A 14,402-nucleotide genomic window follows, 5' to 3' on the forward strand; every position below is an offset into this window, starting at 1 on the left:
GTCCATCTCTGCCATCCGGAGCCTGAATGACTCTGCATCCGACCGACCTCGACCCCGCTGTCGGCATCGACGCCGTGCTGCGGCGGCAACGCGACCGGGAGTCCTCGGCGCGGACCTATGCCCGTTCGTTCCCGGTCGTCCCGGTACGCGCGCACGGCATGACGATCGAGGGCGCCGACGGCCGCCGCTACCTCGACTGCCTGTCCGGCGCGGGCACCCTCGCGCTCGGCCACAACCACCCGGTGGTGGTCGAGGCCATCCGGCGCACCGTGGACAGCGGCGCGCCGCTCCACGTGCTCGACCTGGCCACACCGGAAAAGGACGAGTTCACCGAAGCGCTGTTCGCCACCCTTCCTCCCGCCTTCGCCGACCACGCGCGGGTGCACTTCTGCGGGCCCGCGGGAACGGACGCGGTGGAGGCGGCGCTGAAGCTCATGCAGACCGCCACCGGCCGCCGCGGGCTGCTCGCCTTCACCGGCGCCTACCACGGCATGACCGCGGGCGCCCTGGCCGTCACCGGCAGCGTCGCGGTCAAGGAGCCGGTGGCCGGGATCGCCGCGGACGTGACCCGCCTGCCGTACCCGTACTCCTACCGCTGCCCGTTCGGCGTCGGCGGGGAGTGGGGTGCGGAGCTGTCGGCTGCGTACACCGAACGGCTGCTCGACGACCCCTCCGGCGGTGTGGTGCCGCCGGCGGCGATGATCCTGGAGGCGGTGCAGGGCGAGGGCGGCGCGGTGCCCGCCCCGGACTCGTGGCTGCGCCAGATGCGCCGGATCACCACCGAGCGCGGCATCCCGCTGATCGTGGACGAGGTGCAGACCGGCGTGGGGCGCACCGGCGCCTTCTGGGCGGTGGAGCACAGCGGGGTGGTTCCCGATGCGATGGTGCTGTCCAAGGCCATCGGCGGGAGCCTGCCGCTGGCCGTGGTGGTGTACCACGAGGACTACGACGGCTGGCGGCCCGGCGCGCACACGGGAACGTTCCGCGGCAACACGCTCGCCATGGCGGCCGGGACCGCGACCCTGCGGTACGTCGCCCGCGAAGGGCTGGCCGAGCGGGCCGCCGCGGTCGGCGCCCGGATGACGGCCCGGCTGGACGGGCTGCGCGGTGAGCTGCCCGTGATCGGCGACGTCCGCGGGCGCGGCCTGATGATCGGTGTCGAGCTCGTCGATCCCGAGGGCGAGCCCGACTCCTGCGGCGCCCGCCCGCCTGCGCCGCGTACGGCGGCCGAGGTTCGCGCCGCGTGCCTGGACCGCGGCCTCATCGTGGAGCTGGGCGGCCGTCACGACTCCACCGTCCGGCTGCTGCCGCCGCTGACCATCGCGGACGAGCAGGCGGAGACCGTTCTGGACCGGCTGGCCGACGCGATCGCCGAGGTGACGGCTCTCCGTCTCACGGGGCAGCGGGCATGAAGGCCGCCCTCGCGCCCGCGCTGTCCGGCGGCGTCTCCGGCGCCGCCGCCCTGGAGCCGATGGTGCGTACGGTGCTGGAGGCCCTGGCCGAGGGCGCGGCACGGCGTGGCGGGCCGATCCCCGCAGGCACCCCCCAAGAGCTCTTCGCACGAGTCGCCCGCGCCCTCACCGAGCCGAGCGGGTTCCAGGCCGGTCGTGCCGTCGCCGAGCCGGACAGCGGCGCCTTGCGCCGGTTGACCGCGCTGGTGGCCGCGGGCAGCGCCGACCCGGCCGATCCGGCCTGCGCCGCGCACCTGCACTGCCCGCCGCTCGCCGTGGCGGTGGCCGCCGACCTGGCGATCTCCGCGCTCAACCCGTCGCAGGACTCCTGGGACCAGGCTCCCGCCACCACCGCCCTGGAGACCCTGCTGCTGGGCGAGCTGGCCGAGCTGGTGGGATACCCGTCCACGGCCGCGGGCGTGCTCACCTCCGGCGGCACCGAGTCCAACCTCATGGGCCTGATGCTGGCCAGGGACCGGGTGCTGGGGCGCGCGAGCGGGCGCAGGATCGAGCGGACCGGTCTGCCCGCGGGCCCGCCGCAGGCGAGGATCTTCGCCTCCGCCGCCGCCCACTTCTCGGTACGGCGCGCCGCCGCCCTGCTGGGCCTGGGCGAGGACGCGGTCGTGACCATCCCCGTCGACCATGAGCTGCGGATGAGGCCCGAGGCGCTGGCGCAGGCGCTCCAGGAGTGCGTCCGGAAGGGCGAGCTGCCCATGGCCGTGGTCGCCACGGCCGGCACTACCGACACCGGGGCGATCGACCCGCTGGACGCCTGCGCGACCCTGGCCGCCGAGCACGGCGCCTGGACGCACGTGGACGCCGCCTACGGAGGCGGCGCGTTGCTCTCCGACCGGCTGGCCCCGCTGCTGGCGGGCCTGGAACGGGCCGACTCGGTGTCGCTGGACTGGCACAAGCTGGGCTGGCAACCCGCCGCGGCGGGGGTCTTCCTGGTGCGGCAGGCCGAGACGTACGCGTCGCTGGCCCGGCGCGCCGCCTACCTCAACCCGGCCGACGACGAGGACGCCGGCTACTCCAGCCTGCTGGGGCTCTCCCTGCGCACCACCCGCCGCCCCGACGCATTCAAGATCGCCGTCACGCTCGCCGCCCTGGGCAGGGACGGCCTGGGCCGCCTCGTGGACACCTGCCACGACCTGGCCCGCGCCGGGGCCGCGGCGGTGCGTACACACCCCCGGCTGGAGCTGCACGCCGACCCCGTGCTGACGGCCTTCCTCTTCCGGTTTCTCCCCGCCGATCCCGCCTCGGCTGACCGGGTGAACGCCGGGCTGCGGCGCCGCCTGCTCCGCGAGGGACGCGCCGTCGTCGGCCGTACCGAGCTCCCTGGCGAGGGGCCGGGTCGCGTCCGGCTCAAGCTCACCCTGCTCAACCCGCATGCGACGGCCACCGAGGTGGAGCGGCTCGTCCACCTGGTCGCCGCGGCGGGCGAGGCTGAGGAGGCGACGCTGTGACCGGTCTCGGGCGTCCCCATGGTGCGCCCCTTGGCGCGGATCCCCTCGACCATCCCGACCCCTTCCACGCGGGTGCGGCCGCGGCGATGGAGACGCTGCTGCGTGCCTACGTGCGCGAGACGGCGGTCCCGGTCCCGGCGGCCGGTGAGGAGCTGGTGCTCGGCTTCCCGGCCAGCGGCGTGCGGCTGAGCGTCCCGGTGCGCTACCGGTCGGCGACGGGCTGGCACCGCTTCGGCGAGCCGCGCGTCATCGCCGAGCCGCCACCCGCCGGCGCCACGCTCGTCGCCGGCGATCCAGCCTCCGCCGATCCGGTCGCCGCCGATCCGGTCTGCGCCGATGCCCCGCTGGTGGCCGCGGTCGCCATCCGTGAGGCGGTCGTGCGGCGGCGGTTGCCGCATCACCTCGGGTCTGACGCCGTCGCCCGGGTGCTGGACTCGGCCCGCCGTACCGGGACGTTCCTCGCGCGGCGGCGGGCCGAGGGCGGCGCGGCGCCGGCGCCGTTCCTTGAGGCCGAGCAGGCGCTGTTGCTGGGGCATCCGTTCCATCCTGCGCCCAAGAGCAGGCAGGAGGCGTCCGACGGGGAGCTGGAGGCATACTCGCCGGAGCTGCGCGGCGCGTTCCGGCTGCACTGGTTCGCCGCCGATCCGGCCGTCGTCGTGGGAGACAGCGCCGACGGGCGGTCCCCGGCCGAGCTGCTGCACGGCCTCGCCGCCAGGCTGGAGCTCCCCGACGGCATGATCCCCGTCCCCGCCCATCCGTGGCAGGCGCGCGAGGTGCTGCGCCGTCCCGAGGTGGCGGCGCTGGTCGAGGCGGGACTGCTGCGACCGCTCGGGGCGGCGGGGCCCGCGTGGCATCCGACCTCTTCGGTACGCACCGTGCATCGCCCGGACGCCGGCGTGATGCTCAAGCTCTCCCTCGGCATGCGGATCACCAACTCGCGCAGGAACAATCTGCGCGGCGAGCTGCGGCTCGGCGTCCGGGCCGCCCGCCTGCTGGCCGCCGGACCGGGCGAGTGGCTGCGCGCCGAACACCCGGAGTTCATGATCCTGCGCGACTTCGCCTGGGTCTCCGCGGGCGCCGACGGGCCGGAGACCGGGCTGGAGACCGCCATCCGCGACAACCCCTTCCGCGGCGGCCCCGGCGACGGACAGTGCGTGGCCGGGCTGCTGGCCGAGCGCATGGGTCCGGGTGACGGCACACCGCCCCGGCACCGCGCGCTGCTGTCGGCCGCCACGGCACGCCTCGCCCGCGCGCACGGCGTCTCGATCGCCGAGGCGTCGGCCCGCTGGCTGGCCCGCTACCTCGACGTGCTGGCCGTGCCGCTGATCAGGCTGCACGCGCGGTACGGCATCGCGCTGGAGCCGCACCACCAGAACACGCTGGTGGCGCTGGACGGCGACGGCCTGCCGCGCGCGGGCTGGTACCGGGACAGCCAGGGCTACTACGTGGCCGCCTCCAGGGCGGATGAGCTGGAGCGGCTGCTGCCCGAGCTGACCGACGGCCTGGAACTGGTCTTCGACGACGAGTTCGTGGACGAGCGGGTCGCCTACTACCTGGGGATCAACAACCTGCTCGGCCTGGTGGGCGCGTTCGGGGCGCTGGGGCTGGCCGACGAGGGCGACCTGCTGCGCGTGCTGCGTGCCGCGCTGGAGCGGCTGCGGGCGGCGGAGCCCGGCGCGAAGGGCCTGCTCGACCTGCTGCTCGACGCGCCGGCCCTGCGATGCAAGGGCAACTTCCTGACCTGCGTGGACGGCCGTGACGAGCTCGTCGGGGACGTGCACACCCAGTCCGTTTACATCGACCTTCCCAACCCTCTCTCGGAGGTGCAGCGGTGACCACATACGACCTGGTGGGAGTCGGCATCGGCCCGTTCAACCTGTCCCTGGCCGCGCTCTGCGACGGCGTGCCGGAGGTGCGCTCGCTGTTCCTGGACGGCAGGCGTGCCTTCTCCTGGCACCCGGGCCTGCTGATGGAGGGGACCGTGCTGCAGGTGCCGTTCCTCGCCGACCTGGTGACCATGGCGGATCCGACCAGCCCCTGGTCGTACCTGAACTACCTGCGGCACCACGACCGGATGTTCCCGTTCTTCTTCTCCGAGCGGTTCCACATTCCGCGCCGCGAGTACGACCACTACTGCCGCTGGGTCGCCGAGCGGCTGCCCTCCTGCCGCTTCGACGCCGAGGTGACCGGGCTGGAATGGGACGAGGCGGCCGCGGCCTTCGCGGTGACGTACCGGTCCGCGGCCGGGGCGGTCTCCCGCGTCCTGGCCAGGAAGGTCGTCCTGGGCGTCGGCACGGAGCCGGTCGTCCCCGCGGCGCTGCGCCCGCTCATGACCGAGGCGCACGCCGGCCGCGTGCTGCACAGCGCCGGCTACCGCGCCCATCGGGACCGGCTCGCCGCCGCGCCCGACGTCACAGTGATCGGCGCGGGCCAGTCAGGGGCGGAGGTGGTGCTCGACCTGCTGCGCTCCGGCGGGCCGTTCGTCCGCTGGCTGGCCCGTACGCCGGCGTTCGCCCCCATGGAGTACTCGAAGATCGGCCTCGAGCACTTCACCCCCGACTACATCCGGTACTTCCGCGGGCTCGAGGAGGCCGAACGGGAACGCCTCGTCCGCGAGCAGTGGCAGCTGTACAAGGGGGTCAGCACGGAGACGCTGGCCGATATCCACGACGAGCTGTACGAGCGGACCATCGGCGGCGCCGAGCCGCCGGCCGCGCTGCACCCGGGAGCGGAGGTCCTGGCGGTCACCGCCACCACCACTGGCGACGCCGGCGGCTACACGCTGACCTGCCGGCACAACCCGCAGGACGCGGTCTTCGAGATCCACACCTCGGCCGTGGTGGCGGCGACCGGCTACGCGGCGGCCCGCCCCGCGTTCCTGGAGCCGCTGTCCGACCTGGTCGACTGGGACGGCAAGGGCCGTTACCAGGTCGGCGGCGACTACCGGGTCGCGCTCGACCCGCGGGTGTCCGGCGAGCTCTACGTCCAGAACGCCGAGCTCCACACCCACGGTGTCGGGACGCCCGACCTCACGCTCGGCGCGTGGCGGGCCGCGACCATCCTCAACGCGGTGGCCGGGCGCGCGGTGCTGCCCGTCCCCGATCGGGTGGCCTGGACGACTTTCGGCGCGCCCCGTGCTCCCGAGGCCGCCGGCCTGCCGGAGCCCGCGGCGCCACGTTCGGTGGGCTCGCTACGGTGAGCCGTGCCAAGGTCGTGCTCATCTCGGTGATCGGCCTGCACCTGGTCGCCGAGACGTCTCTCACCCCTTTCCTGCCGCAGCTGTTCGAGCGGCTGTACGGCATCGACGAGCCCGGCGCCACCGGCCTCTACCTGTGGATCTGCCGCATCGTCGGGCTGGCCGCGCTGCCGCTGTGGGGGCTGGCGGCCCGGCGGTGGCCGCTGCACCGGCTGGTCCTGGCCGGGTTGTGCGGCTCCGCGGTGCTCGATCTGCTGCTCGGGCTCGCGCCCAGCTATGCCGCGTACACGGTGCTGTCGGCGGCCATCGTGACCACCAACAGCGCGCTGCTGCTGGCCTACCCGGCGTTCATCGCCGAGCACGACGCCGATCCGTCGGGCGGGGAGCGGGCCAGGCTGGCCGGGATCTGCTCGATCGTGGTGGTCTTCCACCTGTCGACCGTGGCCGCGACGCTGGTCGGCGCCGGGGTGCTCGCGCTGCCCGAGCCGCGGGTCGGCATCTCCGCCTTCGCCCTCCTGGACGTGCTCCTCGCCGTGCTCACCTACCGCGTGCTGGGCAAACGCGCCCCCATCGGCACGGGCACCGCAGGCGCGGCGGACGGCCTGAGCGGCGCCGTCGATGCTGTCGGTGCTGCCGGTTCCGGCGGTGCCGGCGGTCCAGGCGGTGCGATCGGTCCAGGCGGTGCCATCGGTCCTGGCGGTGCCAGCGGTCCCGGAGGTGCCGCCGATTCAGGCGGTGCCACCGGTTCCGGCGGTTCGGCCGCCTGGAGGCGGTTCGGCGGGCTGGCGATGCTGGTGCAGGCGGCGCTGATCGGCGTGGCGTTCGACTTCTCGGTCAACGTGGCGCGGCCGTTCTTCACGGAGCTCGCCGTCGACCTGGGCAGCGGCTCCACCGGGTCCGCGGTGCTGTTCTTCCTGCCGAGCGTGGCCGCGCTCGCCGTGCTGCCCGTCGTGCGCCGCTGCCACGACCTGCTCGGTGACCGGCTGCTGCCGCTGGCCCTGGCGGTGGCCGCCGCCGGGCTGGCCTGGCAGGCGCTGTCGTCCTCGCTGCCCGGGCTGGCCGGCGGGCGACTGTTGTTCGGCGTCGGCCTCGGCGTCGGGCAGGTCGCCGTGGAGCTGTGGGCGTTCCGGGCCACCGGCACGGCCGGTCCGGCCTTCACCGCCGTGGAGACCGCCCGGTCGGCGGGCCTGCTGGCCGCGCCGGTGGCCGCCGCGGCCGCGGTCTCGTACGACCTCGCGCTGCCCCTCGCCGTCGCGGCGGCCGTCCACCTGCTCGCCACCGGCCTGTCCCTGCGACGTGTCCCCCTCCCCCGGCCGCAACCCGCTCTCATGTACTCCGAGGAGATCCGATGAACCGCCTCACCCGCGACACCTGGCAGCAGGCCGGCCGCCGCCTGCTCACCAAGGCCGTCGAGGAGTTCGCCTACGAGGAGCTGCTCCGCCCGGAGCCCGACCCCGCGGCCGGCCCCGGCGCCTACCGGCTGGAGCTGGGCGACGGCGTCCGCTGGACGTTCCGTGCGGCCCGCGGCACGTTCGGGACCTGGCGGCTGGTGGACGGCACCGTGCGGCGCCACCCCGGCGACGGTGCGCCCGAGCCCGAGCGGCTGCTGCTCGACGCCAGGACGGTCCTCGGCTGGGACGGCCCCACCACCGCCGAGGTGCTGCGCGAGCTCACCGCGACCCGGCGGGCGGAGGCGGAGCTGCTCTCCCGCGCCCGGACCGCCGCCGAGCTCGCGGATCTGGACCACCTGGAGCTGGAGGCGTACCAGGACGGCCATCCCTGCATGCTGCTCAACAAGGGCAGACTGGGCTTCGCCGCCTCCGACGCCGCGGCCTACGCCCCCGAGTCGGCCGGCGCCGTCCGGCTGCTGTGGGCGGCCGTGCACCCCTCGCTGGCCGAATACTCCGGCGTGCCCGGGCTGGACGCCGAGACGCTGCTGGCCGAGGAGCTGGACGAGGAGACCCGCAAACGGTTCGCGGACCTGCTGCCGGACCCCTCCGCGTACGTCTGGCTGCCCGTTCACCCCTTCCACTGGGACGAGGCCGTCGAGACGCTCTTCGCCCCCTACCTGGCCGACGGCCGGATCGTCCTGCTCGGCGAGGGCCCCGACCGCTACCGGCCGCTGCAGTCCATCCGCACCCTGGCCAACCTGGACGATCCCGGGCGCAGGAACGTCAAGGTGCCGCTCGCCATCCGCAACACCCTGGTGTGGCGGGGGCTGTCCACCGAGCCGACCCGGGCCGCGCCCGACGTGACGGCCTGGCTGCACGCGCTGCGCGACGCGGACCCGTACCTGCGGGACGAGCTGCGCTTTCACCCGCTCGGCGAAGTGGCCTCCGTCGCCGTGCGCCACCCGCTGTACGACGCGGTCCACGACGCCCCCTACCGCTACCACGAGCTGCTCGGCGCGGTGTGGCGCGAGCCCGTGGCGGCACTGCTGCGCGACGGCGAGCGGGCCAGGACCATGGCGGCCCTGCTGAAGGTCGGCTCGGACGGGCGCGCGCTGGCGGCCGAGTTCGTCACCCGCTCCGGGCTCGACGCCCGGGCCTGGCTCGCCAGGTTTTTCGCCGCCCTGCTGCCGGGCCTGCTGCACTACCTCTACCGGTACGGCGTGGCGTACTGCCCCCACGGCGAGAACACCGTGATCCTCTACGACGCCGCCGACATTCCCCTCGGCGTCGCGGTCAAGGACTTCGCCGAGGACGTCAACCTGCTGCCGGAGCCGCGTCCCGAGTACGCAGGGCTGTCCCCACGCGCCGACGCGGTGCTGCTGCGCTGGCCCCCGGGTGAGCTGGCGCACTCGCTGCTCAGCGCGGTCTTCGCCGGCCATTTCCGGTTCTTCGCCCCGCTGGCCGAGGAGCACCTCGGCGTGCCGGAGGCGGAGTTCTGGGGCCTGGTCCGCGCCGAGATCGAGCGGTATCACGCCCGCTTCCCTGAGCTCGCGGACAGGTTCGAGGCGTTCGGGCTGTTCGCGCCCGAGTTCGATCGCGTGGCGCTCAACCGGGAGCAGCTGCTCGGCGGCGGCTTCCACGACCGGGCCGAGCGCGACGAGGGCTTCGACGTCGTCCACGGCACCGTGCCCAACCCGCTGTCAAAGGTGAGCTGACATGACCTACGAATGGCTGCGTGCCGAGGCCGAGGCGGGGCGGATCGAGGAGGTGATCGTCAGCGTTCCCGACATGCAGGGCAGGCTGCAGGGAAGCCGGCTGGCCGTGCCGTACTTCCTGGACGAGGCGGCCCGGCAGGGCTTCGGCGCCTGCGTCTACCTGCTCGCCACCGACGTCGACATGGACACCGGGCCGGGCTACGCCATCGACGCGTGGAACACGGGCTTCGGCGACTTCGTCCTGCGCCCCGACCCCGCCACGCTCCGGCCCCTCCCGTGGGATCCCGGAACCGCGCTCGTCATCGCCGACGCCACCTGGCCGGGCGGTGAACCGGTCGAGGTGGCCCCGCGGCGGGTGCTGCGCACGCAACTCGACCGGCTGGCCGAGCGCGGGCTGGCCGCGTACGCCGGCACCGAGCTGGAGTTCCTGGTCTTCCGCGACAGTTACGAGGACGCCTGGGAGCGCCGCTACCACGGCCTGCGCACGGGCACCCGCTACAACGTCGACTACTCCCTCCAAGGGCTCGCCGGCATCGAGCCGGTCGTGCGCCGTGTCCGCCGCGAGATGGTCCGCGCCGGGCTCACCATGGAGACCGCCCGGGCCGAGTGCCACGCGGGCCAGTACGAGATCGTCTTCCGGTACGACGAGGCCATGGCGACCTGCGACAAGCATGTGTTCTTCAAGAACGGCGCCAAGCAGATCGCCGCCCAGGAAGGCGTCGCGCTCACTTTTATGCCCAAGTTCGACGAGGGTGAGGGCAACTCCTGCCACATCCACCTGTCGCTGCGCGCGAGCTCCGGCACGGACGACTCGTTCGTCTTCGCCGGTGATGACGAGAACGGCATGTCGGAGCTGATGCGCCACTTCGTGGCCGGGCAACTCGCCTGCCTGCCCGACTTCGCGCTGCTCATGGCCCCGAACGTCAACTCATACAAGCGGCTGCGGCCGGGCGCGTTCGCCCCCACCGGCATCACCTGGGGCAGGGACAACCGCACCTGCCCGATCCGCGTGGTGGGCGCGGGCGGGTCGCTGCGCATCGAGCACCGCGTGCCCGGCGGGGACGCCAACCCCTACCTGGCCGTGGCCGCCGTGCTGGCCGCGGGACTGCACGGCATCGAGAACCGGCTGCCCCTGCCGGCTCCGCACGCCGCCAACGCGCTGGCCGACCCCGCGGTGCCGCGCCTGCCCACGACGCTGGCCGAGGCCCTGCACCGGTGGGAGACCAGCGAGATCGCGGCCAAGGTCTTCGGCGACGCGGTGCTCGGCCACTACGCTCAGGCGGCGCGGGCCGAGCTGGCAGCCTTCGAGACGGCGGTCACGGACTGGGAGCGTGTACGCGGATTCGAACGGCTGTAGGTGTCCGGCGAACCCGGACCGCTGCACCGGCTCGCGCGGCGGAAAACCCGGCTCGCGAGGAGCCGGGTTTTCTCTGCCGGCCGCAGGACTAGAGACGCACCTTGACCGTCCCGGTGAACGTGCGCCCGTCGGTCAGGTGGCCGGTGATCGTGACCGACACCGTGCCGGCGTAGCCGGTGAGGGCGTCTCGGACGGCCTGGCCGTCGACGGCCAGTTCGCCGGTCTCCAGGGGGCGCGCCGCCAGGTCCACCAGCTTGCCGTCCGCGACGGCGCGGATCGTGCCGGGCAGCATCCGGCCGCTCACATGCACGGCGAGCCGGTCGCCGTGCAGGGTGAGCTGGGCGGGGACGGGCGCTCCTGTGCTGAGGTAGGGGGCGGGCGGAGCGGCCATCCCGGTGCCGAGAAAGTAGCCGGTGTGCGGCGGCTGGTTGTAGCCGACGTTCTGCCAGGCGATGCCGAGCCGGTAGACCGGGTCGTGCATGAGCGCGGGGAAACGGTGCTCGGTCGGGTACGGCGTCCCGTACATGCGCAGTGCCGTGGAGTCCTCGGTCCGCACGAGCACCTCTTCCCGCCAGTCGCCCAGCAGGTCGCCCTGGAGCGAGGGGTTGCCCTTGGTGGTGTTGCTGGAGTAGGTGCCGGTCGCGGTCAGCAGGTTGACCGTGGCCAGGGCCGCCGGGTCCCACTTGCCGATGGTGGGCACGCCCGCGGCCAGGTCGGCCGAGTAGGTGTGGTCGAGGATCTCGCGCGACAGGTCGCCGTCCCACCAGATGGTGTTGCTGATCGCCGGGGTCTTCGACGAGAGCGTCTGGCCGGTGGCCGTGTGCAGGCCGGCGCCGGTGGAGGCCCACACCTCCTCGCCCGGATGGGCGGGGTCGATGTCGCCGGTCAGGCCACGGCCGGTGTCCTGCCCGGTCCGCACGCCCCACAGGATCTCGCCGGTGTCGGCGTCGTGCATCTCCAGGCCGTAGGGCATGTTGGTGTGCTCGTGCACGCCGACGATCTCCAAGCCGGGATGGCCGGGATCCAGGTCGCCCAGGTGCATGGCGTCGCCGTGCTCCAGGCGGGTGGTATACAGCCCGGTGCCGTCGTCGTCCAGGGTCATCGCGCCGTAGGCGATCTCGTCGCGCCCGTCGCCGTCCACGTCGGCGACCGACAGGTTGTGGTTGCCCTGGCCGCCGTAGCCGGGATTGTCCGTGCTGTCGAAGATCCACCGCTTGGTCAGCTTGCCGTCCCGCCAGTCGTAGGCGGCCAGCATGGACTTGGCGTAGTAGCCGCGGGTCATGACGATGCTGGGCAGCTCGCCGTCCAGGTAGGCCACTGCCGCCAGGAAGCGGTCGGAGCGGTTGGCGCTGCTGTCGCCCCAGTCGGCGATGTTGCCCCGGGCCGGCTGGAAGTCCTCGGTGTGCAGCGCCTTGCCCGTCAGCCCGTCGAAGACCGTGAGGTACTCGGGCCCGGACACGATACGCCCGCTCGAGGTGCGGTAGTCGGCGTTCGCGTCGCCGATGACCGTGCCCGCGCCGTCCACGGCGCCGTCGCCGGTGCGCGCCACGAACTCGGCGCGGCCGTCCCCGTCGAAGTCGGCCACGAGGAAGGGGCTGTAGTGCGCGCCGGCGCGGACGTTGCGTCCCAGGGTGATCCGCCACAGGCGGGTGCCGTCCAGCTCGTACGCATCGAAGATCGTCTCACCGGTGTAGCCGCCCTGGGAGTTGTCCTTGGAGTTGGACGGATCCCACTTTAAAACGATTTCCAAGGCGCCGTCGCCGTCCAGGTCGGCGGCCGAGGCGTCGTTGGCCCGGTAGTCGTACGTCCCGCCGCTCGGCGTGACGCCGCCGGCCGGCTTGTCCAGGGGGATGTCCAGGTACGGCTGAGCCCACGGCCGCACCGGCGCGGACCTCGGCCCCTCCCGACCGTCGACGACCGCCGCGACGCTGTAGGCGCCCTTGCCCGCGTCCACGTGGTTGGTCTTGTCCGTCTCGGCGATCAGCTCGCCGTCGCGATAGAGGCGGAAGCGCATCTGAGCCGGGTCGGTGCCCAGCAGCCGCCAGCTCACCAGGGTGCCCTCGCTCGTGGGCACCGCCACCAGCCCGCGATCCAGGCGCTCCATGCGGCGCAGCGGGTAGCGGGTGATCGGCGAGGTCAGCGTGGCCGAGGAGGCCGACAATCCGCCCGCCCCGGCGGCGAGGACCCGGTAGGCGTGCCGGTCGGCGGGCGGGTGCTCGTCCTCGAAGCCGGGCTCCCGTGTCACGCCTACGCGGACTCCGTCCCGATAGACGTGGTAGAGCAGCGCCCCCTCGCTCTCCTTCCACCGAAGGATCACCTTCTCGGTGGTCGCCGCGACCATGGCGAGCCCCTGGGGCGCGGCGGGCGCGGCCGCAGAAGGGTCTTTGACCTCGACCGCCAGCGGCGCGCCCAGCGTCCCGCCCGGCACCGCCACCGCGTAGGTGTAGGTCAGGCCCAGCTCGCCGGTGGTGTCGGTGTAGGTGGTCGCGGCGCCCGCGCTGGAGCCCAGCCGCCGCCAGGGGCCCGCGGCGCTCTCGGCGCGGTAGACCTCGTAGCCCGCCGCTCCCCCGGCCGCGTTCCAGGCCAGCGTGACCGCCGGCGTCGCGCTCGCGGTGATGCCCGCCACCCGCAGCCCGGTGGGCGCGGTGGCCGGGCCGACGCGGACCGCGTTGACCCGGCCGTCCCGGCCGTCCCGGCCGAAGGCCAGGTCGAGCCGGCCGTCGGCGACCGCGGCCGTGCCCGTGTAGGTGCTGTACGCGCCGGTGGCGGCGGTGATGACGCCGCGACCGGCCCCCTCGATGGACAGCGAGGTGACGTTGGGCGCGATGGCGTCGCCGGAGACGACCGAGACCTCGTACTCGCCGTTGGGCACGTCCACGGCGAAGCCGTACTCGCCGGAGACGGTGAAGTCGCGGGTGAGCGGGTCGGCGGTGCCTCGGTCCCGGTAGCCGGCGGCGCGGTCGAGGCCGAAGCCGGTCTCGGCGCTGTAGAGGGTGGTGTGCGCGACGCGGGTGTACCCGTCGGCGAGAGGGCTGGTGGTCGAGCCGAAGTCGAACTTCAGGCCGTTCGCCGGGTCGAGCGGCGCCGCCAGGGCTGGCATGGCCGACAGTGGCTGCGCCATGACGGATAAGGCCGTCACGGCGATCAAGATGAGCCTCACAGGCGTGCTCCTAGCCGAGTGATCGTATCGAAACGTTTTACCGGCTAGGGAAAGCGCTTGCCAAGCCTTTTCTTTGTTAGTCGTCTCAACTGATCTCTGCGGCCTTGTGCTTGCGGGAGCGGTAGTTCGCGACCTTGACCCGGTTGCCGCATTCCTCCATCCCGCACCATTGGCGGTTGCCGCCCCGGGAGCGGTCGATGAAGATGCGCGTGCATTCCTCCAGGGCGCACTCGCGGATGCGCAGCTCGCCGAGCTCGCCGAGCAGCTCGGCCGCCGCGCGGGCCACGCTCGAGGCGACCGTGCCCGCGTCTCCGGAACGAACGAGCCCCGCAGGCGTCAGCGTCATCCGCGGCGGCGCTCCGGCCGCCTCCTCGTTGACGACGCGCAGGTCGCCCTCGGGCCAGGGACGGCCGTCCATGGCCGTCGTCACGAGCCGGTAGACGGCCTCCCGCAGCGTGCGCAGCCGCCGCAGATCCGTGGCGTCGACGGCCGGCTCCTCGCTCGTCACCCCGGCCTCGACGGCCCATCGGCCGAGATCGGCGGGGGTGGCCAGGAGCTCCTCCGGCTCGGTGCGCCGCCATTTGAGCGTGCCCATGAAGTCGAGAGCGAGGTTGCCGCTGACGAAGATGAAGCCCACGACACCATCTTGACAGGTTACATATCGCT

The 14,402-nt window shown here is 73.7% G+C and carries 9 protein-coding genes; 7 read left to right on the forward strand and 2 right to left on the reverse strand.

Annotation, left to right across the window (positions count from 1 at the left end; translation table 11 throughout):
• Positions 1-26 precede the first annotated feature (26 nt).
• From Q9G87_RS19175 to Q9G87_RS19205, 7 genes are read left to right on the forward strand one after another with little or no spacing between them, the layout of a single operon-like run.
• Positions 27-1,412, forward strand: coding sequence for a diaminobutyrate--2-oxoglutarate transaminase (locus tag Q9G87_RS19175; protein ID WP_305917751.1), 1,386 nt, complete (start codon positions 27-29; stop codon positions 1,410-1,412).
• A complete protein-coding gene (locus tag Q9G87_RS19180) occupies positions 1,409-2,917 on the forward strand; it encodes a pyridoxal phosphate-dependent decarboxylase family protein (protein ID WP_305917752.1) in 1,509 nt (502 codons plus the stop codon). Before Q9G87_RS19175 ends, Q9G87_RS19180 begins: the two co-directional genes overlap by 4 nt.
• A complete protein-coding gene (locus Q9G87_RS19185) occupies positions 2,914-4,752 on the forward strand; it encodes an IucA/IucC family protein (protein WP_305917753.1) in 1,839 nt (612 codons plus the stop codon). Before Q9G87_RS19180 ends, Q9G87_RS19185 begins: the two co-directional genes overlap by 4 nt.
• Positions 4,749-6,116 (forward strand): lysine N(6)-hydroxylase/L-ornithine N(5)-oxygenase family protein, encoded by a 1,368-nt coding sequence (locus tag Q9G87_RS19190; protein WP_305917754.1) that lies wholly within the window; start codon positions 4,749-4,751, stop codon positions 6,114-6,116. Before Q9G87_RS19185 ends, Q9G87_RS19190 begins: the two co-directional genes overlap by 4 nt.
• Complete coding sequence (locus Q9G87_RS19195) at positions 6,113-7,465, forward strand: hypothetical protein (RefSeq protein ID WP_305917755.1); 1,353 nt, start codon at positions 6,113-6,115, stop codon at positions 7,463-7,465. Before Q9G87_RS19190 ends, Q9G87_RS19195 begins: the two co-directional genes overlap by 4 nt.
• Positions 7,462-9,219 carry an IucA/IucC family protein gene (locus Q9G87_RS19200; protein WP_305917756.1) on the forward strand — a complete coding sequence of 586 codons (1,758 nt, stop codon included), beginning with the start codon at positions 7,462-7,464 and terminating at the stop codon, positions 9,217-9,219. The genes Q9G87_RS19195 and Q9G87_RS19200 overlap by 4 nt, the downstream gene beginning before the upstream one ends.
• A gap of 1 nt (position 9,220) precedes the next feature.
• The gene (locus tag Q9G87_RS19205; RefSeq protein WP_305917757.1) at positions 9,221-10,576 is read left to right on the forward strand and encodes a glutamine synthetase family protein; all 1,356 of its coding nucleotides are present in this window, start codon (positions 9,221-9,223) and stop codon (positions 10,574-10,576) included.
• 88 nt (positions 10,577-10,664) lie between these two features.
• Here Q9G87_RS19205 and Q9G87_RS19210 read toward each other — a convergent pair whose 3' ends face one another.
• Entirely contained in the window at positions 10,665-13,736 is a 3,072-nt protein-coding gene (locus Q9G87_RS19210; RefSeq protein WP_305917758.1) for a rhamnogalacturonan lyase family protein, read from the reverse strand.
• 85 nt (positions 13,737-13,821) lie between these two features.
• Entirely contained in the window at positions 13,822-14,373 is a 552-nt protein-coding gene (locus Q9G87_RS19215; RefSeq protein WP_305917759.1) for a CGNR zinc finger domain-containing protein, read from the reverse strand.
• Positions 14,374-14,402 lie beyond the last annotated feature (29 nt).

This window comes from Nonomuraea turcica, assembly GCF_030718205.1.
GTDB lineage: Bacteria > Actinomycetota > Actinomycetes > Streptosporangiales > Streptosporangiaceae > Nonomuraea.

What these genes read in the sequence shown, in the direction of transcription:
- Q9G87_RS19180 (WP_305917752.1), top strand. Translation starts at nt 1,409, where the DNA reads ATGAAGGCCGCCCTCGCGCCCGCGCTGTCCGGCGGCGTCTCCGGCGCC.
- Q9G87_RS19175 (WP_305917751.1), top strand. Translation starts at nt 27, where the DNA reads ATGACTCTGCATCCGACCGACCTCGACCCCGCTGTCGGCATCGACGCC.
- Q9G87_RS19205 (WP_305917757.1), top strand. Translation starts at nt 9,221, where the DNA reads ATGACCTACGAATGGCTGCGTGCCGAGGCCGAGGCGGGGCGGATCGAG.
- Q9G87_RS19200 (WP_305917756.1), top strand. Translation starts at nt 7,462, where the DNA reads ATGAACCGCCTCACCCGCGACACCTGGCAGCAGGCCGGCCGCCGCCTG.